Origin of the sequence: Ensifer sp. MJa1 (assembly GCF_037026475.1) — a bacterium.
Classification (GTDB): Bacteria; Pseudomonadota; Alphaproteobacteria; order Rhizobiales; family Rhizobiaceae; genus Ensifer.
In genome coordinates this window covers 20,496-46,764 of sequence record NZ_JAKUMO010000024.1, presented here as the reverse complement: position 1 = coordinate 46,764, position 26,269 = coordinate 20,496, and the positions used below count along the sequence as shown (strand labels likewise).

Below are 26,269 nucleotides of genomic sequence, written 5' to 3'. Positions count from 1 at the left end.
AACGAAAAGAGGGAACGATCATGAGACTGATGAAATATCTGGCCGCGACCGCGCTGGGCTTCGGCCTTGCCGGCGGTGCGGCTTTCGCCCACCCGCTCGACGGATTGACGGCCGAGGAATACCAGAAGATCAACCAGATCCTGCGCGAAAAGAAGGTTGCCGACGACAAGACGCTCTATCCGCTGATCGAGCTCAAGGAGCCGGCCAAGGCCGATGTGCTTGCCTGGAAGGAAGGCGATCACCTCGATCGCAAGGCGACGGTGCATTTCACCAGTTCGGACGGGTTCGGCGAGGCGGTCGTCAACATCTCCAAGGGCACGGTCGAAAGCAACGCCAAGGCAGCCGGCCAGCCGATGGTGCTGTTCACCGAATTCATGGGTGCGCTGGAAGGCGCGCTGGGTCATCCCGAAATGGTGGCGGGCCTTGCCAAGCGCGGGCTGAAGCCCGAGCAAGCCTTTTGCCTGCCACTGACGGGCGGCAACTTCTTCACCGAGGAGTATCAGAACTCCCGCCTGATGAAGGTGCCCTGCTACCAGGTGCCGGATGGCTCAAATTTCTACGCAAAACCCATCGAGAACCTTTTTGCCGTCTACGACATCGGCAAGAAGGAAGTGGTGCGCGTTGTCGATCTCGGCGTAATCGACCTGCCGAAGGACGGTTGGGGCTATACGGAGGAGGAAGTCGCCAAGCGCCTGCCGCTGCGGGCGACCTCCAACCCCGTCAAGCTCGTGCAGGAAGGCGGCCCGAACTACAAGGTCAACGGCAGCCATATCGAATGGGACATGTGGCGCTTCAATTTCCGCGTCGACAAGCGCCCTGGCCTCGTTGTTTCCAATCTCGACGTCAACGATGCGGGCATCTGGCGCTCGGTCATCTATCAGGCGCATCTTTCCGAAGTCTTCGTGCCCTATATGGATCCGTCGGAAGGCTGGTACTGGCGCACCTACATGGACAGTGGGGAATACGGTTTCGGCCTGTTCCTGACGCCGCTTCGGGCCGGCATCGACTGCCCGTCCCACGCCACGTTCCTGCCGGCGACCATCGCCGACGACAAGGGTTCGCCGCTCGTCATTCCCGATGCGATCTGCGTCTTCGAGCGCAGTATCGGCGATCCGGCCTGGCGCCACTTCGAGGTCTTCGCGCAGACGCCGGAAAAGCCGGTGCCGGCGGAAGGTCGCCCGGCAACGGAACTGGTGGTGCGCACGGCATCCGAAGTCGGCAACTACGATTATCTCATCGACTATCGCCTGCAGCAGAACGGCCAGGTCAACATCTATGTCGGCGCGACCGGCCTCGATGCGGTGAAGGGCGTGGCCGCGACGTCGATGAAGGACCCGACGGCCAAGGCCGATACGGCGCACGGTACGTTGATTGCGCCGAACCTCGTCGCCGCCAATCACGACCACTACTTCAACTTCCGTATCGACTTCGACGTCGATCAGCCGATCAACCATTTCTCGACGATGGACATCGTGCCGGCCAAGCTCGACGCATCGAGCCGGCGCAAGTCGATGTGGACGGTCGAGCACAAGATGCCGATGACCGAAATGGAGGCGCGCTACAAGCTCTCCTCGTCGCAGCCGCGCTATTTCCACATCTCGGACCCGTCGCGTGAAGGCTATCTCGGCCATGAACCGGGCTACATGATCCACCACGGCGACGTCTCCTACGGCCCGTTCGACTTTGAGAACGACCCGCCGATGAAGCGCAACGCCTATATCGAATATTCGGTCTGGAACACGGTCTACGATCCGGAACAGCGCTATGCCGGCGGCAAGTTCGCGATGCAGAGCGATGGTTCCGATACGCTCGCCGAATGGGTGAAGAAGGACCAGAGCCTGATGGGCAAGGACATCGTCACCTGGTTCTCCGCCGGCTTCCATCATATTCCGCGCATGGAGGACTGGCCGGTCATGTCGACGGAGTGGAAGACCGTGCACATCATGCCGCACAACTTCTTCGCCCATAACCCGGCGTTGACGATCCGCAATCCCAAGTGATGCCAAAGCGCCGCCAGAGATGGGGGCGCTTCTTATATCGGTTGCGGGCTTGTGTCACTACAATGAAGGATTTGACGCCGGTGGCAGCATTGCTGCCACCGGCTGGCCAGCCGCTAGGGAGGTAACGTTACCGGCGGCCGGATTGCGAGGTAGGCTCATTCAGCCGACAGGTGTCGTTGGAACCATTCCGTGCTCCTGGGGATCAACACGCCGTCGACGGTTTGGGTCGCAGTGCTGGCATTCCAATCGTGGTCGGAGTCAACTTCGACCAGGTCCTCGACCCCCTCATGATAGTCGAGGAGAATTTGACCGGCCGCCGGCTGAGGCGTCACAATCGTCTCACGCTTTCCGACGATCACGCGCAGTGGACCGGGGTATCTGCCGATGGCGCCGACCGGCGTGACAGTCGGCAAGTCCTTGAAGAAGGCTGCTTTCAATTTGGTCTCGCCGCCCCAGGAGAGTTTTGCCGTGACGATTGTGTCCGGCGATTGCGCGAGCGCGCTTTGCACAGTTTCACGACCCATGATCGTGCCGTATGTCGAGACCGGGTTCGTCACGGGAGCCCAGAGCACGACCGCGGACGCCTCGGGACGTTTCGCCGCCAGATGGCCGCCCACGAGTCCGCCCTGGCTGTATCCCAGGATGCCGATCTTGCTGCCATCGACTGAGGCCAGAGCTTGCAGGTAGTCGAATGCAAGAACAGCATCCTGGATCTGCCCGGAGAATGTAGTCTCTTCCCACTTTCCGTCGCTTTCGCCGGAGCCATGGAAATCGATGCGCAAGCTGGCGATGCCGACCTCGGCCAGTCGCTCTGCGGTATACGCAAACAAGCCGGTTTGAGACGATGCCATCGGGAATTCGTCCTTCTGGCCAGTAAAACCGTGGAGCATCAAGACCACCGGTGGGTTTGTAGCACCATCGGGCAAATTGAGCACTCCGACTATTCCGCGTCCGCCATTCTCGATGCGAACTTTGCTCTCCGCTGCAAGAGCGCAGGTCGCCGCAAGCGTGGCGGTGACCGATGCAACCAAGGACAACCAATTCATTCCCGCTGCTCCTCCCAGAGTGATGCATTGCTTCGTCGCGCACCAAACTGAACGGGTGGCGAGACTTCGACAATTTCGCACAGGACGGCTTGGTGACGCTGATAGACGCAACTCGCGCGCACAAGGATGCGCGCTTGCGCCCCGATCAGTTTGCGTCAGCTTGCGCCACGTATTCGCGGAGTGCGAAGTTGCTCCCCTTTCCTCGATCGCTAGAAGATCTCCTGCCGCAGAGGCTTTAGATCGCCGGGCACCCCGTCGTTGTCGAGCACCCTGGCATTTCGTTTAACTGGGACCCCAAAATGATCGGCAGCAGATTCTCCCTACGCGCGCTTGCGAGATCGAGGCGAGTTCGCTGCGGTCTCTTCTTTTTTGCGGGCGGTATCGGCATCGGTGCCTGGGCCGCGAGCCTGCCGTTGCTTTCCACCAAGCTGAACAACGACAAGGGGCAGCTCGGCGCGCTCCTGCTGTGCTTTGCTCTCGGCGCGATCGCAATGATGGTAAACATAGGGCGGATCAGTGACCGGCTCGGCAGCAGCCGGCTATTGAGTCTCGGCGGCAGCCTTGTCTTCGGCGTCTCGATCCTCGCGGTCCCCTTGGTCGACGGGCTGCTCTACGTCGGTGCTCTTATCGTTGTCGCCGGCGCGGGTTTCGGGACGCTCGATGTTTCGATGAACATCGAGGCCTCAGAAATCGAGCGCGGATCGGGTCGCCACCTGATGTCGTCGTTTCATGCGATGTTCAGCATTGGCAACATCGTCGGCGCCTTCCTGGTTGGCGTCGTCGTGTCCTTCGGCGGCCAGCTCCAGGCGTGTTTGGGAGGGGCTGGGCTCCTTGTCGTCGCCGCCGCGCTCATCTCCCGTCTCATCCGCTACGGGGCGAACGGTACAGCGATGCCGGCCGCCACAGACGCAAGCTCTGCGGGCACGTCTTCGCTCAGCCGACAGCAAAGGGTGCTTGTCCTGACGTTTGGTGCCATCGGCTTTCTGGCCTTTCTTGCGGAAGGAGGCATTATCGACTGGTCCGCGGTCTACATGGTGGGCACCTTGGGTGCCTCCGAAAGCGTCGGTGCCTATGCTTTTGCGGTTTTCTCGGCCTCAATGGCACTTGGCCGGCTGCTCGGGGATGTCGTCACGCAGCGGGTGGGGCACGTGAACATTCTCAGAATTGGTGGGGTTGTCTGCGGAGTGTCGCTTCTTGCCATGCTCATCGCTCAAAGCGTGGTGATCGGCATAGCGGGGCTCGCCATTTGCGGCTTCGGTGTCGCCAACATGATACCGGCCGTGTTCGCATCCGCGGGCAAGATTGGCTCGCAGGCTGCCGGACGGGCGATGTCGATCGTGACCACTCTTGGATACAGTGGCCTGCTGATTGGGCCTGCCTTGCTTGGGTTTGTTGCCCAGATTTCCAGCCTCACCATCAGTCTCGTGCTTGTGGCTCTTTCATTTGGTGTCATCTCCGTCGGCACCATCTACCTGAAGCGCCTGGCTGCGGAGTTTCAGCCGGGGATGACGAGCACGACGCACTACGCCTGATGGCTCCTCGAGAGCAGTCTCAGGATCGCCACCCGGAGGATCAATCCAGGATCATGCGCTCCATCAGCGTCTTCAGGTCCCGCGCCACGTCGTAGCTGTTGTCTTGATGCTGCCGATTGCAGAAGAGTTCGCAGCTCCACCAGCCGCGATAGCCCGTTGCCTTTACGGCGTCGACCCAACTTTGCAGGTCGAGGACCCCTTTTCCCGTTGGCACGTCGCGGAGCACGGCTTCATTCGGTAGGCCGCCGTGGTACTGCAGGGAGTCGCACACGTGCACGCCGTAGATGAGGTCCTTGTCGAGACGCGCAATTTTCTCCGGGGTGTCCCCAGAGGTATATGCGTGCCAGAAATCGATGACCAGGCGGACGTTGTCTCGCCGGCAAGCATCGATGATCTGAAGTTGAGCGTCCATTGTGTTGAGCGGCGTCCAGGAGAGAGATTCCAGATAGACGATCAGCCCGTGCTCCGCCGCAACATCTGCGACGGCGCGCAGGTTCTCCGCGGTCAACGTGATCTGGGTATCCCTCGGCGCATCGATCAGCCCGCGATAAAGTGCCGGATATCGCTGAGCGGAGCCAGGTTCGAAGGCCCGCAGATCGAGCGGCCCAGTAATTGCTTCGATGCCCTTCGCTCCGATCGCCACCGCAAGCCTGCAGAGTTCTTCCGCCTTCCGCAGCATCTCTTCCCGGCCCGCTCCCTGGCGCTCAAGGTCGATGAGAAAGCCAATGCCGGGAACGTCAAGCGCCTTGAGGCGCGCCTTGAGATCGTCCTCTGTGAAACCGGAATTGAGAAATGCTGCGACTTTCGATCCCGACGTTTCGAGGCCGTCGAAGCCGACGGTTTGCGCGATATCGATATCGATCGAGAGCGTGTTGAACTTCGAAGCCATGGAGTGAAATATCAGCTTGTCTCGGGTGGCCATTGCTCTCATTCCTGTGTTTGAATTGAACGGGCTATTCGGATTGGACGGCGACGGTCCGCTGGCGCCTGTTCGAGGCTTTGATCGCCTCGGCCGCCTTCAGCGCAATGACGTTGTCGTCGCCTCGACACAGCCAGTCGGAAGCGGTTCGCGTCGAGGCGAGAAACCCTTCGATCGTGGTTGCAGGCAGGTCCCTTTCCCTGACTGGAACCAGTTCGTTGCGCGCGTTTGCGCGCCGCGTCAGCGTGCCCGCCTTGCCGTTCAATGTGCCCTGGGCGATCAGGGTCCCTTGATCGCCGGCCAGCATGACCACACTTTCGATTTCTGCGGTCGTATAGCTTTCGAACGCCTGGAACATCGCGCCCCCAGACATGCGCATCGCGTAGGAGATTTGCTGCTCGCTCGCGCCGTTCGGTGCCGCCGACAGCGCAGAAACTTCGACGGGCTCCTGTCCCGTCAGGAAGCGCGCCAGGTCGACGTCTTCGACAGAGACGTCAAGCAGCAGCTCCCCTTGAGCGGACATCTCCTCACTTCTTCGGTTTGGCGGGGAGTGATAAGGAGCGCCGCGGACGATCAAGAGCGATTGAAGTGACCCAATATGCCCCTCCATCGAGAGGCGCCTCATTGTCTGATGGACGATTGAGGCCCGAGAAGGCTGGTTTACCGCCAGCGCCACGCCTGCCGCCCTGCACAGTTCAACCAGTCCGCCTGCAGTTCGGCTGCTATGGGAAATGGGGGCGTCGCAAAGGATGTGTTTTCGTGCTTCTGCCGCCGCCGATATGTAGTGCTTCCGACGCTCTCTGACGGCGCTCACATAGGCGAAATCCACGAGCGGGTCGTTGAGCGCCTGGCTCGCTTCGGTCGACGTCTGCGGGATCTTCAGGTCCTCAGAAAAGAATTTGGCGTATTCCTTGTTCCGGCTGACCACCCAACGAGCGTCGTGTCCGATGGATCGGATCGCCGCCACCATGTGCTCCGTGGCGATGGTGCCAGTCCCCATCACCGACCATCCTGGCTTTCTCGAAGAGTTCACCGCCGTATCCTTTCCACTCGATGTGCAGAGATTGGCTGGAAGAGCGTTCGTTCACAACTTCGCAAGTTGTTGAAGTGATTCGCAATATGAAGTATAGTCCGCGTCATATTGCTTCACACGCAAGGACGAGTCCGGATGGAACATTTGGGGAAAGACGGTTCTGCGCTGGCAGCAAACCTCCGCACGCTCTGCGAGCGTCACGGGTCTGTCGCCGCGGTGTGCCGGAAGATCAACGTCAACCGGCAACAGTTTAATAAGTACCTGTCAGGAGCCCACATCCCCTCGGCCGCCAATCTCAGGATTATCGCCAACTACTTCGGTCTCAGCGTACCGATCTTGTTTTCAGATCCGGATGAGTTCCGCACGCTTGTTGACGGCAACTTTTTCCATGCGATGCAGACCGCGCGACAACTGCCGGAGTTCTCGCGGTTTGTTTCCAACATGATCGTCGAGAACAAATCGGACCACAACGATATTGTCGGTATCTACGATCGCTACCAGTATTCTTCCATCTACAAGGGATTTGTGCTGCGGTCGGCCCTCTGCATCTATCAGAACAAAGAATTCCTGCAGCATTACTATGTGGAGAGATTTCCAAGCTTCGACGATCCGAGAAAGACGGAATACGTCTTCAAGTACTACGGCTTCTGCTTTCCGGTGGCCGATCGATTGTTCACGGCTGATTTCGAGGGAATTCAGTCGAACGAGTTGACGTTTGGCGTCTACGCCCAGGTCAAGCGCAACGCGAAGAAGTTCATGTTCGGGATTTCGAGCGGGATCGCCGCAAATGTCTTCCGCCAGCCGTACTCAACCAAGGTCGCCCTCCATTACCGCGGCCCCGGTCTGCTGCGCCGCGAACACCTGAAGAGCCTCACGGTCATGGACCGCAATGATCCCGCAATTCCGCGAGAAGCGCTCCAGTACCTGGGGGATGGTTCTGACATGATCCAGATGAACTGACGCGCCGGCGCGCCAGTCCATCCTCGTGAATGGTGACTATGGGTGAAGCTCGACGGCGAGCCACACGCTGTCGGTGTCGGCGTAGTAGCGATGCCAGGGATAGGTCCACTCGTTGTGGCCAGTTACACGGCAGAAGGGATCGTGCGAGTATCCGATCGGCATCAGCACGTCCTCATAAATGGTCGCCTGGTCGCGATGCTTGAATTTCTGCATCCGGCCAATGCCATGGATCTGCGTATGGGTCTCAAGGAACGGGTGCTCGTTGTGAATGAAGCAGTCCGTATCGCCGGGCGACCACCACAGATTTAGCTTCAGGGTGAACTCCTGGGGTTCCCTGGAGGTCGCGCGTTCGTTGGTGAAGACGCGGGGGTCCAGCGACACCTTGCCGATCTCATCCTGCGCAGAGATGTAGAGCGGGGTATCGCGCGGAAAGCTGCGGATGCGATTTCCAAGCCAGTCCCAACCGCGGAACATGCAGCCGCCGAGATTTGTAGGCTTTACGACCTTGATGAGGGCGGCACGTTCGGCGGACTTGATCTTTCCGTCTTTCAGCCAGGTCGATTTCCAGGCGGGCACGATCGCAGGGTGTTCATCGCCAGTGACCATGACCGACGGGCTCAAGTTGACGACCACCGCGTCTTCCACGTCGTAGTCAACCGCATTCTCGACGAGCTTCGCGACGATGAACTCGTCCGCGAAGGCAAGGTTTCTGGTCGCGTTCTGCACGTCGGATGTCCTTCCAAGCATTTACTTTTTTACAGGAAGCCACATCGCATTTCGTTACAAAAGTGCGCGCCTTGATGAATCTGTATGCGTATTGAAGTGAACTCCGCTTCATATTGCGAAGTGCTTGGTTCCTTCGCGAGGGTGCGCTCGCCTGGACAATGCTCTTTCTTTGTGCTGGCGGCGGTGCAGATCGGCGATCACCGTATCAGGGGTAGCTCTTTCTCCATTGGGTATTTGATGCACTTGGAAACCAAGTGTGCGTCACCCTGCGTCGGTGTTTCAATTCCTGCGAACTTGAAGCTTCCGCCGTCTTGCCGAGAATAGTGCCATCGTTGGGCGGGTGCTTACTTCAGAATGCCCTCCCGTTGAGAAGCATAACAATCAGAGGGTCGATCAGATGAAGCTCACAGGTGGCCAGGTAGTCGCGAAAGCGCTGAAGGAATATGGTGTTGAATATGTCGCCGGCGTGCCTGGACATGGCATTTGGTCGCTTTTCGATGCCTTTTTGCAGGAAGGTTCCGAGATCCCGTTCATCCAGGTGATGCATGAACAGAGCGCGGTGCACATGGCTGACGGCTACTATCGTGCATCGGGCAAGCCCATGGCCTGCTCGACCTCGGTTGGACCGGGGGCCGCCAACACCATCATTGGCCTGGCAACCGCCTATTGTGACTCGACGTCGCTGTTTTATGTCTCGGGCTCGCCGCAGACCTATATGCATGGCCACGGCACCATGCAGGAACTCGAACGCCAGCAGGACAACGCCTTCCCGCGCATCACCGAACAGGTGACCAAGCGCGCTTGGCAGGCCAATTCCGTCGAAGTGCTCCCAAGCATCATGCACCGCGCTTTCAGCGAGATGCTGACCGGCCGCCCGGGACCGGTTCACGTCGAAGTCCCGATGAACGTCCAGGTCGAAACGGCCGACGTCGCCATCCATCCCCTTCAGAAGCGCTTGCCGATCGGCGTTGCCTACCCGGATCCGAAGGCGATCGAGGCAGCTGTAAAGGTCCTGCTTGCCGCCGAGCGCCCTGTTATCGTGGCCGGCGGCGGTGCGATCACTTCGGGTGCGTCCAAGGAACTGACGAGCCTTGCCGAAAAGCTCGGGGCGGCCGTCTCCATTACCTGGAACGGCAAAGGCGCCATTTCCGAGGACCATCAGTTGTTCATCGGTGCGGTCGGCCAGACGGGAACCACATGCGGCAACAAGGTGACCGCCGCTGCAGACGTCGTGGTCTCGGTTGGTTGCCGGTTTACCGACTGGTCCGCATCGTCCTACGCGAAGGGCGTGTCCTTCTCGATCCCCTCGGCGAAGCTGATCCACATCGACCTCGATCCGCGCGAGATCGGCAAGAACTATGAAACCGAGGTTGGCATCGTCGCGGATGCGAGGGTCGCTCTTGAAGCCATTCTCGCGCTGATTTCCGACGCCGATAGCAAGAAGATGATTTCACGCCGTGAGACGTTCCTCGCCGACGTGCAGAAGGCAAAGGCGGAGTGGCGCGCACAGGTCGAGCCGCGCGAGAACAGCCGCGAAACGCCCTTCACCTCCCAGCGGCCGCTGATGGCACTTCGCAAGGTCCTCGACAGGGACGGCATCGTCGTTGTCGGCTCCGGCAATACCCAGGGGTCTGTCAAACAAAGCTTCCCGGTCTACGAGCCGCGCACGCACCTCACTTCCGGCTCGTACTCGCCGATGGGCTGGGCCGTGCCCGCAGCGCTTGGCGCCAAACTCGCCTGCCCGGATCGCCAGGTCGTCGCCATCGTCGGCGACGGGGATTTCATGATGTCGCTGCCGGAAATGGGTACAGCAGTCATGAACGGCATCAACGCGGTCTTCCTTGTGCTCAACAACCAGGGATACATGTCGATCCGTGGCGGTCAGCGGAAGTTCATGGGCCGCCACATCGCCTCGGAATTCAATCACCACGCTGGAAACGGCGCGCCGTACTCGGCCGATATCACGGCTTCGGCCCGCGCATTTGGACTGGCTGCCTGGAAGGTTGAAAGGGACGAGGATCTCGAAAGCAGCCTCAAGGCAGCGCTCGAGTGCGGCGGCCCGGCGCTGGTGGAGGTGATCGTCTCTCGCGATGCAGCCGGACCGTTCGCCACCGGTTGGTGGGACTTTCCGTCGCCTGCCTACTACGAAAAGGAACAGGCTGCGTATGCCGAGATGCGTGCACGTGAGCAGCATCTGTAAGTAACTGCGAAAGGGGTGCGCGCGCTCGCCCGCACCCTGCCCATTCCATCCACATCCCCTCGGATCGCGGAGCGTCGTGCTTCCGCAAACGAAGAGCTATTGTCATGATACGACAGATTAAAACCGCCCAAGCTTCGGTCACCGGCAGCACCGATGGCTCCGTCACCAAGACCGTGGAGGCCCTGCTTGCAAAGGTGGAGGCCGGTGGCGACAAGGCGGTGCGCGAACTCTCCGTGCAATTCGACAAGCTCGACCGCGAATCCTACCGCCTGACAAGAGATGAAATTGCCAACTGCATCAACTCGCTGACAAGCCGGGAGCGCGAGGATCTCGATTTCGCGCAGGATCAGGTTCGCAAATTCGCCGAGGCGCAGAAGGCGGCGCTGCTGGATATTGAAATTGAGTCGCTGCCAGGCGTGATCCTTGGCCACAAGAACGTACCGATCCAGAACGTCGGTTGTTACGTTCCAGGCGGCAAGTATCCGTTGCTGGCATCTGCGCACATGACCGTTCTTACGGCTCGCGTCGCCGGGTGCGAGCGGGTGATCACCTGCGCGCCTCCATTCCAGGGGAAGGTCGCCGAGAAAATTGTCGCTGCCCAGGCGCTCGCCGGGGCCGACGAGATCTATTGCCTGGGTGGTGTCCAGGCGATTGCCGCAATGGCCTATGGCACCGAGACCATTGCCCCTGTCGATATGCTCGCGGGTCCTGGAAACGCCTACGTCGCTGAAGCCAAGCGGCTGCTGTTCGGTAAGGTTGGCATCGACCTTTTCGCCGGCCCGACGGAGACGCTCGTCATTGCCGACGACAGTGTCGATGGCGAGATCGTCGCGACCGACCTTCTCGGTCAGGCCGAACACGGCGCCAACTCCCCGGCCGTTCTCATAACCAATTCGGAAAAGCTGGCGCGCGAAACGTTGTCCGAGATCGACCGTCTGCTCAAGATCCTGCCGACCGCGGCAGTCGCGGCCAAGGCCTGGGAAGACCACGGCGAGATCATTGTCTGCGACACCCTCGAGGAGATGGTCGCAGAAGGCGACCGGGTTGCATCCGAGCATGTCCAGGTCATGACGCGGGATCCCGACTACTTCCTGAACAACATGAAGAACTACGGCGCGTTCTTCCTCGGCGCGCGCACGAATGTTGCTTTCGGAGACAAGGTGATCGGCACCAACCACACGCTGCCGACCAACAAGGCCGCCCGCTACACCGGCGGCCTCTGGGTCGGGAAGTTCCTCAAGACCTGCACCTACCAGAAGATTCTCACCGATGAGGCCTCCGCCATGATCGGTGCATACGGCTCCAGGCTCTGCCTCATGGAAGGCTTCGCCGGGCATGCCGAACAGGCAAACATCCGCGTCCGCCGCTACGGCGGAAAGAACGTCGGATACGCGATGCCTGCTGACCCCAGCTAATGCGTTCGCCCAAGAGCCTGTGAAGGGCCGGCGATTTAAAACCAACCAGAGAGGACTATCCGTATGTCAAAGTTTTTCTCCGCCCTTGTCGCAGCGACGATGCTCGTTCCGGTGGGAGCACGTGCCGAAGGGTCGATCGAGGTTCTTCATCACTGGGTCTCGCAAAGTGAAGTTGACGCCTTGAACGTGATCCGCAAGGACCTCGAAGCCAAGGGCTTCGAATGGAAGGATTCCGCTGTCGGCGGCGCCAGCGGCGCAAACGCGCAGCAAGCTCTGCGCGCGCGGCTTACCGCCGGCAATCCGCCGGGCGCGATGCAGTTCCTCGGCTGGGAGGGCGCGCAATGGGCAGAACAGGGCGTCGTGCGCGACCTGAACGATCTTGCAGCGGCAGGCGGCTGGCGCGAGGCGCTCGCTCCGCAGCTTCTGCCTTTCGTGACGTCGGGCGACGCGTTCATCGCCGCGCCGATCAACATGCACCGGCAGAACTGGGTCTGGGCCAACAAGAAGCTCTTTGACGATGCCGGTGTTTCGGTTCCCAAGCACTGGGCGGAACTCATCGACGCGGGCAAGAAGCTCAAGGAGAAGGGTGTCGTCCCGATCGCGATGGGTGACGAGCCCTGGCAGATCGGCATCATTTTCGACGCCCTCCTGTCGGACGTCAACGGTCCGGAGTTTTACCAGAAGGCAGCCATCGATCTGGACCCGCAGACGCTCGCCAGCCCGGAAATGGCGAAGGTGTTCGACACGTTGCGCGAAGTGCGCGGCCTTGTCGACGACAACTTCGTCGGCCGGGACTGGGCCGTCGCCACGGGCATGGTCATCAATGGCGAAGCCGCCATGCAGTTCATGGGCGACTGGGCCAAGGGCGAGTTCCTTGCAAAGGGCCTGAAGCCGAACAAGGATTTCTACTGCTTTGCGACGCCCGGCCAAGTCACCGCCTTCCAGTACGTCATCGATACCTTCGGCATGTTCACGGTGAAGGACGAGAACCTGCAAAAGGCCCAAGTGGCCCTTGCCGAGACGATCATGGACCCGAAGGTTCAGAAGGGCTTCAACCTGATCAAGGGCTCCATTCCTGCTCGCATCGATGTGTCGGTCGACGAATTCGATGATTGCGCGAAGCTCGGCTACAGCGAGCGGACGGCGGCGATCGAGAAGGGCAGCATGCAAGGCGCTATGACCCATGGCTTCGCCGCGAAGCCGGAGTTCGCCTCGGTCTTCAGCGACGTCGCCGCGCAGTTCTTCGTTGGCAATATGAACTCCGAAGACGCGGTCAAGATGCTGGTCGACGGCATCGACAACGCCCGCTAACCCGAACTCGCCTTGAGAGCGGGCCGGGATGTGACAACCCGGCCCGACCATTGAATTCGCCATCGGAGCAGATCCATGAGCGCCTCTAAGCGCATGTCCTCACGATTGGCCAGCTGGCTTCCGCGTCTTGTCGTTGCTCCCAGCCTGCTGATCGTCGTCATAACAGTCTACTTGTTCATTCTTTGGACCGGGCTGATTTCCGTCACGTCGTCGAAGTTCGTGCCTGTCTACGACTTCGTCGGTCTGGAACAGTACGCGCGCCTGTGGGCGACGCCGCGATGGCACACTGCGGTGGCCAATCTGTTCATCTTCTCCGCGCTGTTTCTGGCGCTATCGACGGCCCTTGGTCTTCTGCTGGCCATCCTGCTCGATCAGAACATCCGCGCCGAAGGGGCATTGCGGGCGGTCTATCTCTATCCAATGGCGCTCTCGTTCATCGTGACCGGCACGGCCTGGAAATGGATCATGAACCCGGGTCTCGGCATACAGAAGGTCGTCAATGACCTCGGCTGGGAGACGTTTCGCTTCGACTGGATCACCAATCCCCAGATGGCGATCTACACGGTTGTTATCGCCGGCGTCTGGCAATCCTCGGGTTTTGCGATGGCCATCTTCCTGGCGGGACTGCGCGGTGTCGACAACTCGGTCATCAAGGCAGCACAGATCGAAGGCGCGAGCCTTCCGCTTATCTATCGCCAGATCATCATTCCGATGCTGCGTCCGGCGATGCTCAGCGTGATCGTGCTGTTGAGCTACATCGCCATCAAGAGCTTCGACCTGGTGTTGGCGCTGACGAATGCCGGGCCGGGCGCTGCCACCGAGTTGCCGTCAACCTTCATGTTCGCTGCCACCTTCCGCCGCAACCAGATGGGAGTGGGGGCTGCCAGCGCCGTGATGATGCTGATGACGGTCGCGGCCATCATCGTTCCGTACCTCTATTCCGAACTTCGGGAGCGCGACAATGGCTGAAGCACTTTCACAATCCGGAAAGGCGCGCCTGGGACGGTTGGCGATCTATGGCTGCCTTCTCGCTGTAGCCTTGATCTACCTGATGCCCTTGTGGGTCATGGTCGTGACGTCTCTGAAGTCGCTCGACGAGATCTACGGAGGCTCCTTCATCGGCGTTCCGCAGACCGTGAACCTGGACGCCTGGCGTGCCGCCTGGTCGCAGGCATGCATCGGAACCGAGTGCACAGGACTTAAGCCCTACTTCGTGAACTCACTGCTGATGGTCATACCCTCGGTTATCCTTTCAACGGGCATCGGCGCCATCAACGGCTACATCCTGACGAAGTGGAAGTTTCCCGGCGCAAACTTCGTGTTTGGCCTGCTCCTGTTCGGCTGCTTTCTGCCGTACCAGGCAGTCCTGATCCCGATGGCACGCACCCTTGGCATTTTTGGGCTGGCCGGCAGCATACCGGGCCTGATCTGCGTGCACGTCGCCTATGGCATCTGCTTTACCACCCTGTTCTTCCGGAACTACTTCGTGTCGCTTCCGGACGAATTGACCAAGGCAGCGATGGTGGACGGCGCGGGCTTTTTCCGGATTTTCTGGAGCGTCATCCTCCCGACGTCGATCCCCATCATCGTGGTTTCCTGCATCTGGCAGTTTACCCAGATCTGGAACGACTTCCTCTTTGGTGTCTCGTTCACGTCGGGGGCAAGCAGCCCAATAACGGTTGCGCTCAACAACATCGTCAACGTGACGACCGGGCGCAAACAATACAACGTCGACATGGCCGCTGCCATGATCGCCGCGATCCCCACCCTCTTCGTCTACGTCGTCGCTGGACGCTACTTCGTCCGCGGGTTGACCGCTGGCGCCGTGAAAGGCTGATCCCATGTCTACTCTTGAAATCGATCGCGTTCGCAAGGCCTACGGGAGCCTCGAGGTTCTCAAGGAAGTCTCGATATCGATAGGCACCGGTGATTTTCTGGTGCTGCTCGGCCCTTCCGGCTGCGGAAAGTCGACGCTTCTCAACATGATTGCCGGACTTGAAACCATCAGTGGCGGCGACATTCGCATAGCGGGAAGGGTCGTTAACCACCTGTCTCCGAAAGACCGGGACATCGCCATGGTATTCCAGTCCTACGCACTCTACCCCACCATGACAGTGCGCCAGAACATCGAGTTCGGCATGAAGATCCGGGGGCTGTCGCAGGCCGAGCGGGATAAATCGGTGAAGACGGCCGCCGACCTGCTGCAGATCACGCATCTTCTTGACCGGAAACCGTCGCAGCTTTCGGGCGGTCAACGGCAGCGCGTGGCGATGGGGCGGGCCATCGTGCGGCAACCGAAGCTGTTTCTGTTCGATGAGCCGCTGTCGAACCTCGATGCGAAGCTTCGCGTCGACATGCGGACCGAGATCAAGCGCCTGCATCAACGTCTCGGCACGACCATCGTTTACGTGACGCATGACCAGATCGAGGCGATGACCTTGGCAACGCGCGTCGCCGTCATGAAGGACGGTGTGGTTCAGCATCTGGATGAGCCGCAATCGGTCTATGACCGCCCGGCGAATGTCTATGTGGCGCGTTTCGTCGGCTCGCCGGCCATGAACATCGTGCCCGGCGTTCTGGAGGTCCAGGGCGACAATGTGACGGCGAAAGTCGACATCGCGGGCAAACCGGCAGGCAGGATTATCGGCATTCCGCTGTCGGCCGAAGCGGCCCGCAAATATGCCGGAAAGAAGGTTCTCGTTGGTATCCGACCGGAGAACTTCTCGGTCGCGGGCGGAGGATCGGGTGCGATGCTTGCCGTCAATGTCGACGTTGTCGAGCCCACGGGTCCGGACACACTTGTCGTCTTTCACCTTGGCGGGGTCGAAGTGACGGCCCGCTTGCCGCCGAAGCAAGTCGATGCTGGTCGTGAGGCTGCATTGTCGATCGACACGTCCAAGATCGTTCTTTTTGACGCTGACACCGAAGCGCGCATCGATTGAGTACAAGCAATGACACAGACCGCTGACATCGTCATCATAGGGTCCGGCATCGGCGGAGCATCGCTTGCCTCAAGCCTCGCACCGTCCGGCCGGCGCATCGTTATCCTCGAGAGAGGTGACTTCTTGCGGGATGCCCCGCAAGCGAGAGACGACATCGAGATCTTCCAGAAAGGATACTATCGCAACACCGAGGAGTGGTTCGGAACGGACGGACAGAGCTTCCTACCCGGGAACTACTATTATGTGGGCGGAAACTCGAAGTTCTTCGGCGCGGTGATGTTTCGCTATCGCAAGGAGGATTTTTGTCCGCGAAGCCACATGGACGGGGCATCGCCGGGGTGGCCGATCTCCTACGACGAATTGTCACCGTGGTACGATGTGGCAGAAGCGGTCTTCCAGGTGCGCGGAAGTACAAGAGACGATCCGACGGAGCCTCCTCACTCGGAACCCTATGGCTATCCGCCGGTTCCTGACGAACCGGCAATTGCTGCGGTGCGCAAGCGGCTTGAAAAAGCGGGCATTCGTCCCTCGCCCCTGCCGCTCGCGATCGACATCGAAACCTGGCTGCGGCGCGCGAAGACCGGATGGGATGCGTTCCCCAACACGGGAAAAGGCAAGATCGACGCAGAAGTCGGTCCGCTCTCGCAAGCCCTGGCGCATGCAAACGTCACCTTGATAACGGGCGCCAACGTATCCCGGTTGGAAACGGACAGCAGCGGTGGAAGGGTCGTCGCGGCAATCTTCACGAAAGATGGTGTGGAACATCGGATTTCGGCGGACACTTTCGCGGTGGCCGCCGGCGCGGTGCAGTCCGCGGCTCTGTTGCTCCGATCGGCCAACAGTGCTCACCCGACCGGCCTCGGCAACAGTTCCGACCAACTCGGCCGCAACTTCATGAACCACAATACAAGCGCCATGCTGACGATCGATCCGCTAGCGCCCAACACAAGCGTCTACCAAAAGACGATCACCTTCAACGACTTCTATAACGAAGACAATGAATTAGGATTTCCCCTCGGCAACGTTCAACTGCTTGGGCACATCACCGGCAACATCCTGAAGGCCAATTTCCCGGTTCCGGCTCCCGCCTGGTTTACCAGGGTGCTTGCACGCTACGCCTACGGCTGGTTCCTGACGAGCGAGGATCTGCCAAACCCGGAAAGCCGGGTCATGGTCCGCGACGGCCGAATTGTCATGAACTGGGTTCGCTCGAACATGCGGGCGCACGAGGCATTGATCAAGAAGACACGGACTGCCATGCGCAAGGCGGGCTTTCCAATCGTGCTGACACATACGTTCGGTCGGAAAACGACGTCTCATCAATGCGGCACGGCACGTTTAGGCAATGATCCGAAAACGTCGGTCGTCAATCTGGATTGCCGCAGCCACGATGTCGAGAACCTCTACGTCACGGATGCCTCCGTCCTGCCGACATCGGCTGCGGTCAATCCGGCTCTTACGGTAGCAGCCCTGGCCATCAAGGCCGGCTTTTCCATTGCGAGGTAACCCTGATGTCGTTTTCTGATTGGGTATCAGCGCGATTGGGAATTTTGCCGCCCGAGCCAGATGAGCTCTTCACCTACGACTACATCGTGGTTGGAGGGGGATCGACAGGATGCGTCATCGCCTCGCGCTTGTCCGAGGATCCGAGCGTCAACGTCTTGCTCCTCGAGGAAGGCCCAAGAGACCTCAATCCGTACATCCATATTCCCGGCGCCTACTACAAGACGGCTCAGGGCTCGCTTCTGAAGCGGATCCCATGGGAGCCGATGCCCGAGCAAGGGCGAACTGCCAATGCGACCATGGTGCAGGCAAGGGTGCTCGGCGGCGGAAGCTCCGTCAACGCCATGATCTACATCAGGGGTGTACCGTCTGATTACGACCAATGGGCCCGCATGGGAGCGGATGGCTGGGCATATTCCGACGTTCTTCCCTATTTCAAGCGTGCAGAAAACAACAACCGGTTCTGCAACGAGGCGCACGGCGTCGGCGGTCCGCTTGGCGTTTCCGATGTCGACTACATCCATCCGTTGACGCGCGCCTGGCTGCAGGCCTGTCAACAGGCTGGCCTCCCTTACAATCCGGACTTCAACTCTGGGGACCAGACAGGCTGCGGCCTGTACCAAATCACCGCTCAGGATGGCCGCCGGAGTTCGGCGGCGGTCGCCTATCTGAAGCCTGCCCGCAACCGCCGCAACTTGCGTGTCGAAACAGGCACGACTGTCACGCGCGTCATTATCGAGAAGGGAAGGGCGGTCGGCGTCGAGTGCATGCGCGGCAAGCACATGGTCACGCACAAGGCGAAGCACGAGATCATCCTCTCGGCCGGTGCGATTGCCACGCCGAAACTGCTCATGCTGTCGGGCATCGGGCCAGCCGATCAGATCCTGCGCCAGGGCATTGACGTGCACGCGAACCTGCCTGGTGTCGGGCAGAACCTGCAGGACCATATCGAGATTTCGCTCGTCTATCAGCTCAACGGGCCGCACAGCTACGACAAGTACAAGAAGCTGCATTGGAAGGCGGCGGCTGGCTTGAACTATGCGCTGTTTCGAAACGGTCCAGCTTCCTCCAACCTCATCGAGGGTGGGGCGTTCTGGTGGGGAAACAGGAACGAAGTGGTTCCTGATATCCAGTACTTCATGGTCGTCGGTGCAGGTATCGAAGAAGGTGTTGACGCTGTTCCGGGCGGCAACGGCTGTACCGTGAACCTCGGACAGATAAGACCGAGGTCGAGAGGCGAAGTAACGCTCGTCAGCGCTGACCCTTTGGCAAACCCACGCGTCGCGCCACGCTATTTCTCGGATCCATATGATCTGGAGGCGATTACTGACGGGACGATGGCCGCGATCGATATCATGTCGCAGCCATCGATCGCGAAGTACGTGGCCGCACGGCATACGCCGTTGGCGCGAATGAAGACGCGAGAAGAGATCAGGATCTTTTGCCAGCAGGATGCACATGCGGCGCTGCATCCATCGGGAACGTGCCGGATGGGCAAGGACGAGATGGCCGTCGTCGACCCGGAGCTCAAGGTCCATGGCGTGGAAGGTCTGCGCGTCGCAGACGCATCCGTCATGCCAACGCTGATCTCCGGGAACCCGAACTCGGTTTGCATCATGATCGGTGAGCGGGCGGCAGACTTCTTGCGCTCCTGAATTCGGGCGGCCTCGGGCGCCCGCGAAGTCTGGGTGCTTCAGCGGCGGTCCGGCCGCTGAAGCCATGATGCATTGCCGTGTTGGCGTCGCCCTTCCCGGTGGACTTGGGTCGACGCATGGAAGCCTCGCCCCCGTTGTGCACGCAAATCACGGGGCAGTGGTAGGCGTACTCATCCCGCATCCCCTGTGCGTGCACCAGATGGTGCCATGCAAAACGGACTTGTTCTTCAGTCGCATCTGCCGTTGTGCCGCCCTGACAGATCGAGCGCTGTGCGCGTTACTCGAGGCATCGGTGGAGGTCGCCGGTACCGATACTCGCGGATCTTCAGGGATGCTTAAATGCGCAAACGCAAGTGCGTTATCTTGCGTAATTATGCGCATTCATGCATATTGATTGTCGTGTTCATGCAGAGAGGCAAGGAAGTGACCCCAACCAACGTGGTGTTCGACATAGGTGGCGTGTTGATCGACTGGAATCCCGCCTACCTCTATCGCAAGCTCCTCCCAGACGACGAAAGCGTTGACAGATTCCTTGCCGAAGTCTGCACTTCCTCCTGGAACGAGCAGTTCGACGCGGGGACGCCTTTTGCCGAAGGAATTGCCGAACGCTCCGTGCGCTTTCCGGAACATGCCGCGTTGATCGAGGCGTACTGGAGCAGGTGGCACGAGATGCTCGGCGGGGAGGTGGAAGGAACCTCGCAGGTTCTTGCGCGGCTCAAGTCCGCGGGCGTGCCTGTTCACGCAATTTCCAATTGGTCGGCTGAGACTTTTCCCCGGGCCCAGGCGATTTTCCCGTTTCTAGGCGATTTCGACGTGCTCGTGGTTTCCGGACGGGAGCGGCTCATCAAGCCAGATGCGGCAATTTTCGACTTGTTTTTGCAACGCGCCGACTTACGCGCGCAGGATTGCATTTTCATTGATGACAACCTGGCCAACATCGCCGCAGCCTCGAGGCTCGGATTCCAGGTCGAGCATTTCCAGACGGCCGCCGCGCTTGAGCGCAGATTGTCGAGCCTTGGCATTCTTGCGCCGCTTGAGGAGGAGATTGCGGAATGAGTACCGGCAAGGAGGAAGCGACAACCCTTTCGCCAGTGGAGCGTCAGGCTATCATCCTGGAAAAGATCAATGCCGCCGGCCGCGTGACTGCGGTCGACCTTGCTCAGGAATTCAACGTCTCGGAGGATTCGATCCGACGCGACCTGCGCGAGCTTGTCGACGCAGGAGTTGTGCAACGCTTCCACGGAGGAGCTGCGCGCCTCGTGACACCGGCCCTCGACTTTCATCGTCGTGAAACTCGGGGGACGGAAGAGAAGCAGCGGATTGGCCGTGCTGCTGCGGGGGCAATTCCTGAAGGCGCGACCTTGCTTGTCGATACAAGCACAACCGTTGTGCAGTTCATTCGCCAACTGCCGCCAACGCTCTCCGTGCGCATCTTCACGAGTTCTGTAGATGTCGCCGGTGCCGGGCTCGACCATCCGCTGGCGGAGGTCACTCTGCTCGGTGGAAGGCTGAGCAAATTCACACGTAGTGCCACCGGAGCCAGTGCGATCGATGCTGTGCGTGGGCTAAAGGTCGACTTCTGCGTGCTCGGAACCTGCGGCATCGACGATGATTTGACGCTTCGCGCCGACGACCTTGAGGACGCGTTCTTCAAGAAGGCGATGATCAAGGCATCGAACACGACCTTGGTTCTCGCACCATCTGACAAGCTCGGGCAGGTGGCGACCCACGAGGTAGCGCCGATCTCCGTTATCTCGCAGCTCTTCACCACGAGCCAGGACAGTTCGTTCTTACAGCGAATCCGCGAGACGGGAGTGAATGTGGAGACGGCCTGAAAAGGCTTCGTTCAAGGAGAAAATCAATGAACTACTCGCTGGATCAGGACGCCAGGGCAGTTTTGCTGCCTGCGTTCGACAGTCTCGATTTCGCCGACGTCATGGAACCGTTTCTGGATCAGGGCGGACATTCGCTTCTGATCGGGGAAACACGCGACGAATATGTGGCTCGCACCATGTCCGAGACGAGGATTTCCACCGAAACGGCGAGCATCTTTCGCTCGGCAATAGAAAGGCTACGCGCGAAATGCCCGAACCTCATCGTTGCTGTCGACGAGGAAATGGGAGGAATCCAGCGGCTGCAGCGCCTTGTTCCGCCTCTTCCGGCATTGGCAGAGGCCAACTCGCTTTCTCATGACGGCCTGGCGGATCGGTGTTTCCGAACGGCCAGTGCCGCTCGTGAACTCGGTGTAACGATGTTCCTCGCGCCGATTGCCGATGTCGCGGGGATGCAAAATCCCTGGCTGCGCAACCGGCAGATGGGGACCGACCCCGCGGCCGTGGCCAAGCTCGTCAAGGCGTTCGTGAGGGGTGTTCAAAAGGCAGGCGTTTCTGCTGTAACCAAGCACTTTCCCGGATACGACAATCTGGTTGCTGACCCCGCACTCGTCGATGTCGCGTCGCACACGCCACTGGAGCGCATTCTGCACAATGCGCTGCCGTTCCAGGCAGCCATCGAGGCCGGAACCAGGGCAATCATGACAGGCCCGGCGCCCGTTGTCGCGCTCGACGCCGAAAATGCGGCCAGCACGTCGCCTGCCGTCATTGCGCTCTTGCGGCAGCAGTTCGGATTTCAGGGTCTCGTCGTAAGTGATGATCTTGATGCCCCCGCCACCATGCGAGGCCGATCGTTGGTGGCGACAGCAGTCGCATCACTCAATGCCGGAGCCGATCTTTTGCTTGTCTCTGGCGGGCCGCATCTTGGCGATCTGTGTGAAGGAATCGCGGCCGCGGCACGGTCGGGCACAGTTTCGACCGAACGTTTGTCGGATGCCGCAAACCGTGTGAGACAGCACGCGGCATTGCTCTAGGTCTCATCGAAAGCCGTCCTTCCCACAAGCGCCATCTCGCTGGCGCAAGCTCGTTCGACGCGGCAGTCAGTAGATTGGGGTTCGCGACGTCGCAGCATCCATGCGGCGCGCCATTCGCGTCACCTCGCGTCACATGTTTTCGCCTAGCGAAGTCGAAAGCCCTGCTGTCAAAGCTTACCCTTCGGCTCGTTGATCGAAACGGACGGGCGAATGGGAACGTCCGAAGGCCATGGCGTTCAGACGCGGACGGCGATCACGGCACACGAGAGGATTAGCATGTCAGATACTCCGTCTCCGTCCCCTCATAAGACGCGCAGCGAACGAGACTCACTTGGCGAAGTCGACCTTCCCTCGGAGGCCTACTACGGTGCACAGACCGCTCGCGCGATGGCGAATTTTCAGATCTCGGGGATCCCACTCAGCCATTACCCGCAGTTCGTCCGAGCCCTTGCGTTGACAAAGAAGGCCGCCGCCTTCGCCAATCACAGGCTCGGCGACCTTTCGTCTGAAAAGACGTACGCGATAGAAAGGGCCTGTGACGATGTAGCAAGCGGTCAACTGCTGGACCAGTTTGCCGTGGACGTGTTTCAGGGTGGTGCCGGCACTTCGACGAACATGAACGTCAACGAGGTGATCGCAAATCGAGCACTCGAGCATCTTGGCCTCCCGCGGGGGCGCTTCGACGTCATTCATCCCAACAACGATGTCAATCTCGCGCAATCGACAAACGACGTCTACCCAACGGCGATAAGACTGGCGTTGCTCTTCAGCCATCGGGAGCTCTCGACCGCGATAGAGCGACTGGCCTCCGCCTTCGAAGCGAAGGCTAGAGAGTTCGGGGACATCGTCAAACTTGGAAGAACCCAGCTCCAGGACGCTGTCCCGATGACGCTCGGACAGGAATTCATGGCTTTTGCAGTGACCCTGCGAGAAGATATCCTTCGACTGGAGGAGGCCGCTCGGCTTCTCAAGGAAATCAATCTTGGTGGTACAGCGATTGGAACGGGTATCACGGCCGATCCCGCCTACTCGGCAATCGCAACAGAAGAGCTCTCGAGGATTACCGGGATCGAGCTAAAACCGGCGTCAGATCTTGTCGAGGCCTGCTGGGACACGGGCGCCTTCGTTCACTTCTCCGGAACCTTGAAACGGACAGCAATAAAACTGTCCAAGATCTCGAACGATCTACGGCTGCTTTCCAGCGGCCCGCGGGGCGGCCTTGGCGAGATCAATCTCCCACCGATGCAACCAGGTTCGTCAATCATGCCCGGAAAGGTGAACCCCGTCATTCCTGAGGTTGTGAACCAGGTCGCATACCAGGTCATCGGGGCGGATCTTGTTGTAACGTTGGCGGCCGAAGCCGGACAGTTGCAATTGAACGCGATGGAGCCGGTGATTGTTTTCAACCTGTTGCAGTCAATGAAGCTGTTGACCAATGCGAGCGAGACGCTCACCGCCAAATGCGTCGTTGGGATCACCGCCAACATCGAGCGTTGCCGGCAAAATCTTGAAGCTGGCACCGCATTGGCGACCGCACTTGTATCGCTTCTCGGGTATGAGCGATCCGCGCAGATCGCCAAGGAGGTTCTGGAAACCGGCCGTACGATAAGTGAGGTTCTTGAAACGACACAGGCGCTGCCGGCAAGCGTTAGGACCGACCTGCTAGATCCGCTCCATCTCACGAAGCCGTCGAGACTTCGGACGCCGAACCGCTAGCATCAGAGGGCGACCCAGACCCGTCACGAATGGATAGCGTGCGGTTCGCCTTCGCAGAGCTTGCGCGGCGGCGAACCGGGAACCTCAGCGCGAGTATTCGAGCGCGCGCCTGCCCTAGAAAGCAGAAGCGAGGGCCACCAACGAGTCGCGTTGAACCAACGCAGCGCCTTCGCGCGCCTGGCCAGCTTTTTCCAGGAACGAACAGATAGTGCCTGAGGAAAGGACGAGAAGGCCGACCAGGACCGCAGCAACGGCGACATGAAGATTGGCGGGTTTGGCACGTCGGATAAAAACCACTTTTTCCTCCAGGCTACCTTTGAGATTTAAGTGTTATTGAAACTGCTTTTGTTGTCCCTTTCTCACTCTTCATCTAAGTGACGCAAGTTGACGCAGCGCTTCGACATGGCGCGTGGCTCAGGCCGCTGTCCCAGTGGCGCCCTTCCCATGCGCGCTCGCCTTGAGGCGATGCAAGGGGGGCGTCTGGCTGCCTTGCTGTTTCGTCGAGCACGTCGCCGTCTTGGTCGAAGGCGCGCCGGAGCCAGTGCCCTTTCCCGCCGATCATCACGACCACTTCGTCCAGCTGCCATATGGGCTTCATCTGTAGGGCTCCCGGCAGCGTCGTTCATGGAGGCGGCGCAGTCTCCTTTGCGGCCACCGCGCGCGCTACCGCCCGGTCGGATGTCGTGCTCAGCGGATAAAATCGTTTAGGGAAAACTAAAAAGCGACAAGAATGGACGGATTCGCGGCAAGCCGTACTGGACAGTACTCTCTAAGTCTGCATGTTCTGCTGTCGCATTTGTTGAGGGACATTAGCGTTGCGCAGTCGGCGGGAGAGGACAGACAAGCATGGCGATTAAAATTGGTGCGCCGCGGGAGGTAACCGCAGGTGAGGCGCGCGTGGCACTGACACCTGACAGCGCCGTACAGCTTTCTAAACTTGGCTATGCCAGCATCATCGAAATGGGTGCTGGCCTTTCGGCCGGTTTTTCCGATGATGCCTACCGGGCCGCGGGCGTTGAGGTGGTCCCGTCTGCTGAAGCGCTTTGGGCTTCGGCTGACGTGATCGTCAAGGTGCGCCCACCGCAGCCGTCCGAGATTGCGTTCTTGTCTGCAAACAAGACGCTGATCTCGTTCTTTTATCCCGGCCAGAATGGTGAGTTGCTGGAGCTTGCGCGCTCAAAGGACGCCAACGTCATCGCCATGGACATGGTGCCGCGCATTTCGCGCGCCCAGAAGATGGACGCATTGTCGTCGATGGCCAATATTGCCGGCTACCGGGCGGTGATCGAGGCCGGCAACAATTTCGGTCGCTTCTTCACCGGCCAGGTGACGGCCGCCGGCAAGGTGCCGCCGGCCAAGGTGCTGGTGATCGGTGCGGGCGTCGCCGGCCTCGCGGCGATCGGCGTCGCCACCTCGCTTGGTGCCCAGACTTACGCCTTCGACGTGCGCCCTGAGGTCGCCGAACAGATCGAGAGCATGGGCGCGGAGTTCGTCTATCTCGATTTTGCCGATGGCGAGGGGGGCGCTCAGCAGGACGGTGCGGCAACCGGCGGCTATGCGGCCCCGTCCTCGCCTGAGTTCCGCGAGAAGCAGCTTGCCAAGTTCCGGGAGCTCGCGCCTCAGATCGACATCGTCATCACCACGGCGCTGATCCCCGGCCGCGATGCGCCGAAACTCTGGCTGGCCGACATGGTGGCGGCGATGAAGCCGGGATCGGTGGTGGTCGACCTTGCGGCCGAACGCGGCGGCAACTGTGATCTCACCGTTGCCGATCAGCGCATCGTCTCCGACAACGGCGTCATCGTCATCGGTTATACGGACTTCCCGAGCCGCATGGCCGCGCAAGCGTCGACGCTCTATGCAACCAACATCCGCCATATGCTGACCGATCTGACGCCGGGCAAGGATGGCAAGCTCGACCACAACATGGAGGACGACGTCATCCGTGGCGCGACGGTCGCGTTCGAGGGGGCGATCACCTATCCGCCGCCACCGCCGAAGATCGCTGCGATCGCGGCACAGAAGCCAAGGGAAAAGGTGAAGGAGCCGACGCCGGAGGAAAAGCGCGCCGGTGAAGCCGCAGCCTTCAAGGCGCAGACGAAGAACCAGCTCGCGCTGCTCGCCGTCGGCACGGCACTGCTGCTCCTCGTCGGTGCCTTCGCGCCGCCGGCTTTCATGGGCCACTTCGTCGTCTTCGTGCTTGCCTGCTTCGTCGGTTTCCAGGTCATCTGGAACGTCTCGCATTCGCTGCACACGCCACTGATGGCCGTTACCAATGCGGTCTCCGGCATCGTCATTCTCGGCGCTCTGCTGCAGATCGGGTCTGGCAACTGGCTGGTGGTGCTGCTTGCAGCGCTGTCGGTGCTGATCGCCACGATCAACATCGTCGGCGGCTTCCTCGTCACACGGCGCATGCTCGCCATGTTCCAGAAATCCTGATCGGGC

The 26,269-nt window shown here is 60.1% G+C and carries 20 protein-coding genes and 1 pseudogene; 16 read left to right on the top strand and 5 right to left on the bottom strand.

The features are described 5' to 3' along the window. Window positions 1-20: 20 nt before the first annotated feature. A complete protein-coding gene (locus tag MKZ91_RS25805) occupies window positions 21-2,000 on the top strand; it encodes a copper amine oxidase (RefSeq protein ID WP_336173889.1) in 1,980 nt (659 codons plus the stop codon). 155 nt (window positions 2,001-2,155) lie between these two features. Here MKZ91_RS25805 and MKZ91_RS25800 read toward each other — a convergent pair whose 3' ends face one another. Further along, the gene (locus MKZ91_RS25800; RefSeq protein WP_336173888.1) at window positions 2,156-3,046 is read right to left on the bottom strand and encodes an alpha/beta hydrolase; all 891 of its coding nucleotides are present in this window, start codon (window positions 3,044-3,046) and stop codon (window positions 2,156-2,158) included. Window positions 3,047-3,459: 413 nt separating this feature from the next. Here MKZ91_RS25800 and MKZ91_RS25795 point away from each other — a divergent pair, with 413 nt between their 5' ends. Then, window positions 3,460-4,578, top strand: a complete 1,119-nt coding sequence (locus tag MKZ91_RS25795) for an MFS transporter (protein ID WP_442892352.1) — start codon at window positions 3,460-3,462, stop codon at window positions 4,576-4,578. 40 nt (window positions 4,579-4,618) lie between these two features. Here MKZ91_RS25795 and MKZ91_RS25790 read toward each other — a convergent pair whose 3' ends face one another. Next, window positions 4,619-5,500 carry a sugar phosphate isomerase/epimerase family protein gene (locus tag MKZ91_RS25790; RefSeq protein WP_336173886.1) on the bottom strand — a complete coding sequence of 294 codons (882 nt, stop codon included), beginning with the start codon at window positions 5,498-5,500 and terminating at the stop codon, window positions 4,619-4,621. Window positions 5,501-5,531: 31 nt separating this feature from the next. Next, window positions 5,532-6,497 (bottom strand): Gfo/Idh/MocA family protein, encoded by a 966-nt coding sequence (locus MKZ91_RS25785; protein ID WP_336173885.1) that lies wholly within the window; start codon window positions 6,495-6,497, stop codon window positions 5,532-5,534. 168 nt (window positions 6,498-6,665) lie between these two features. Between MKZ91_RS25785 and MKZ91_RS25780 the strand changes: the two genes are divergently transcribed. Next, window positions 6,666-7,490, top strand: a complete 825-nt coding sequence (locus MKZ91_RS25780; protein WP_110880022.1) for a helix-turn-helix domain-containing protein — start codon at window positions 6,666-6,668, stop codon at window positions 7,488-7,490. Between the two features lie 36 nt (window positions 7,491-7,526). On the opposite strand, the gene MKZ91_RS25775 is transcribed toward MKZ91_RS25780, so the two are convergent. After that, window positions 7,527-8,216 (bottom strand): hypothetical protein, encoded by a 690-nt coding sequence (locus MKZ91_RS25775; protein WP_336173884.1) that lies wholly within the window; start codon window positions 8,214-8,216, stop codon window positions 7,527-7,529. A 397-nt stretch (window positions 8,217-8,613) separates the two neighbouring features. On the opposite strand from MKZ91_RS25775, the gene MKZ91_RS25770 reads away from it, so the two are divergent. The 12 genes from MKZ91_RS25770 (at window position 8,614) to MKZ91_RS25715 (ending at window position 23,824) form a co-directional block, all read left to right on the top strand. Further along, window positions 8,614-10,416 (top strand): thiamine pyrophosphate-binding protein, encoded by a 1,803-nt coding sequence (locus MKZ91_RS25770; protein WP_336173883.1) that lies wholly within the window; start codon window positions 8,614-8,616, stop codon window positions 10,414-10,416. 104 nt (window positions 10,417-10,520) lie between these two features. Next, a complete protein-coding gene (gene hisD / locus MKZ91_RS25765; protein ID WP_336173882.1) occupies window positions 10,521-11,831 on the top strand; it encodes a histidinol dehydrogenase in 1,311 nt (436 codons plus the stop codon). Between the two features lie 63 nt (window positions 11,832-11,894). Further along, window positions 11,895-13,142, top strand: a complete 1,248-nt coding sequence (locus MKZ91_RS25760; RefSeq protein ID WP_336173881.1) for an ABC transporter substrate-binding protein — start codon at window positions 11,895-11,897, stop codon at window positions 13,140-13,142. A gap of 75 nt (window positions 13,143-13,217) precedes the next feature. Then, window positions 13,218-14,111 carry a carbohydrate ABC transporter permease gene (locus tag MKZ91_RS25755; RefSeq protein ID WP_442892351.1) on the top strand — a complete coding sequence of 298 codons (894 nt, stop codon included), beginning with the start codon at window positions 13,218-13,220 and terminating at the stop codon, window positions 14,109-14,111. Further along, a complete protein-coding gene (locus MKZ91_RS25750; RefSeq protein ID WP_336173880.1) occupies window positions 14,104-14,979 on the top strand; it encodes a carbohydrate ABC transporter permease in 876 nt (291 codons plus the stop codon). The genes MKZ91_RS25755 and MKZ91_RS25750 overlap by 8 nt, the downstream gene beginning before the upstream one ends. Before the next feature lie 4 nt (window positions 14,980-14,983). Then, window positions 14,984-16,084, top strand: a complete 1,101-nt coding sequence (locus tag MKZ91_RS25745) for an ABC transporter ATP-binding protein (RefSeq protein ID WP_336173879.1) — start codon at window positions 14,984-14,986, stop codon at window positions 16,082-16,084. Window positions 16,085-16,093: 9 nt separating this feature from the next. Then, window positions 16,094-17,590, top strand: a complete 1,497-nt coding sequence (locus MKZ91_RS25740) for a GMC family oxidoreductase (RefSeq protein WP_336173878.1) — start codon at window positions 16,094-16,096, stop codon at window positions 17,588-17,590. Window positions 17,591-17,595: 5 nt separating this feature from the next. Next, window positions 17,596-19,242 carry a GMC family oxidoreductase gene (locus MKZ91_RS25735; RefSeq protein WP_336173877.1) on the top strand — a complete coding sequence of 549 codons (1,647 nt, stop codon included), beginning with the start codon at window positions 17,596-17,598 and terminating at the stop codon, window positions 19,240-19,242. A gap of 339 nt (window positions 19,243-19,581) precedes the next feature. Then, window positions 19,582-20,298, top strand: coding sequence for an HAD family hydrolase (locus MKZ91_RS25730; protein ID WP_336173876.1), 717 nt, complete (start codon window positions 19,582-19,584; stop codon window positions 20,296-20,298). Further along, entirely contained in the window at window positions 20,295-21,077 is a 783-nt protein-coding gene (locus MKZ91_RS25725) for a DeoR/GlpR family DNA-binding transcription regulator (protein ID WP_336173875.1), read from the top strand. The genes MKZ91_RS25730 and MKZ91_RS25725 overlap by 4 nt, the downstream gene beginning before the upstream one ends. Window positions 21,078-21,103: 26 nt before the next feature. Beyond that, window positions 21,104-22,108 carry a glycoside hydrolase family 3 N-terminal domain-containing protein gene (locus MKZ91_RS25720; protein WP_336173874.1) on the top strand — a complete coding sequence of 335 codons (1,005 nt, stop codon included), beginning with the start codon at window positions 21,104-21,106 and terminating at the stop codon, window positions 22,106-22,108. A gap of 276 nt (window positions 22,109-22,384) precedes the next feature. After that, window positions 22,385-23,824: an aspartate ammonia-lyase gene (locus MKZ91_RS25715; RefSeq protein ID WP_336173939.1), complete on the top strand. Its 1,440-nt coding sequence runs from the start codon at window positions 22,385-22,387 to the stop codon at window positions 23,822-23,824. A 496-nt stretch (window positions 23,825-24,320) separates the two neighbouring features. On the opposite strand, the pseudogene MKZ91_RS25710 reads toward MKZ91_RS25715, so the two are convergent. After that, window positions 24,321-24,419, bottom strand: a pseudogene (locus tag MKZ91_RS25710) (IS6 family transposase); the annotation flags it as partial. 257 nt (window positions 24,420-24,676) lie between these two features. Here MKZ91_RS25710 and MKZ91_RS25705 point away from each other — a divergent pair. Continuing rightward, complete coding sequence (locus MKZ91_RS25705) at window positions 24,677-26,263, top strand: Re/Si-specific NAD(P)(+) transhydrogenase subunit alpha (protein WP_336173938.1); 1,587 nt, start codon at window positions 24,677-24,679, stop codon at window positions 26,261-26,263. Window positions 26,264-26,269: the final 6 nt, after the last annotated feature.

Excerpts from the sequence above, each read along its gene's own strand:
- hisD (WP_336173882.1), top strand. The coding sequence starts at position 10,521 with ATGATACGACAGATTAAAACCGCCCAAGCTTCGGTCACCGGCAGCACC.
- MKZ91_RS25780 (WP_110880022.1), top strand. The coding sequence starts at position 6,666 with ATGGAACATTTGGGGAAAGACGGTTCTGCGCTGGCAGCAAACCTCCGC.
- MKZ91_RS25770 (WP_336173883.1), top strand. The coding sequence starts at position 8,614 with ATGAAGCTCACAGGTGGCCAGGTAGTCGCGAAAGCGCTGAAGGAATAT.
- MKZ91_RS25750 (WP_336173880.1), top strand. The coding sequence starts at position 14,104 with ATGGCTGAAGCACTTTCACAATCCGGAAAGGCGCGCCTGGGACGGTTG.
- MKZ91_RS25755 (WP_442892351.1), top strand. The coding sequence starts at position 13,218 with ATGAGCGCCTCTAAGCGCATGTCCTCACGATTGGCCAGCTGGCTTCCG.
- MKZ91_RS25735 (WP_336173877.1), top strand. The coding sequence starts at position 17,596 with ATGTCGTTTTCTGATTGGGTATCAGCGCGATTGGGAATTTTGCCGCCC.
- MKZ91_RS25720 (WP_336173874.1), top strand. The coding sequence starts at position 21,104 with ATGAACTACTCGCTGGATCAGGACGCCAGGGCAGTTTTGCTGCCTGCG.
- MKZ91_RS25745 (WP_336173879.1), top strand. The coding sequence starts at position 14,984 with ATGTCTACTCTTGAAATCGATCGCGTTCGCAAGGCCTACGGGAGCCTC.
- MKZ91_RS25790 (WP_336173886.1), bottom strand. The coding sequence starts at position 5,500 with ATGGCCACCCGAGACAAGCTGATATTTCACTCCATGGCTTCGAAGTTC.
- MKZ91_RS25715 (WP_336173939.1), top strand. The coding sequence starts at position 22,385 with ATGTCAGATACTCCGTCTCCGTCCCCTCATAAGACGCGCAGCGAACGA.
- MKZ91_RS25800 (WP_336173888.1), bottom strand. The coding sequence starts at position 3,046 with ATGAATTGGTTGTCCTTGGTTGCATCGGTCACCGCCACGCTTGCGGCG.
- MKZ91_RS25740 (WP_336173878.1), top strand. The coding sequence starts at position 16,094 with ATGACACAGACCGCTGACATCGTCATCATAGGGTCCGGCATCGGCGGA.
- MKZ91_RS25730 (WP_336173876.1), top strand. The coding sequence starts at position 19,582 with ATGCGCAAACGCAAGTGCGTTATCTTGCGTAATTATGCGCATTCATGC.
- MKZ91_RS25785 (WP_336173885.1), bottom strand. The coding sequence starts at position 6,497 with ATGGGGACTGGCACCATCGCCACGGAGCACATGGTGGCGGCGATCCGA.
- MKZ91_RS25725 (WP_336173875.1), top strand. The coding sequence starts at position 20,295 with ATGAGTACCGGCAAGGAGGAAGCGACAACCCTTTCGCCAGTGGAGCGT.
- MKZ91_RS25760 (WP_336173881.1), top strand. The coding sequence starts at position 11,895 with ATGTCAAAGTTTTTCTCCGCCCTTGTCGCAGCGACGATGCTCGTTCCG.
- MKZ91_RS25805 (WP_336173889.1), top strand. The coding sequence starts at position 21 with ATGAGACTGATGAAATATCTGGCCGCGACCGCGCTGGGCTTCGGCCTT.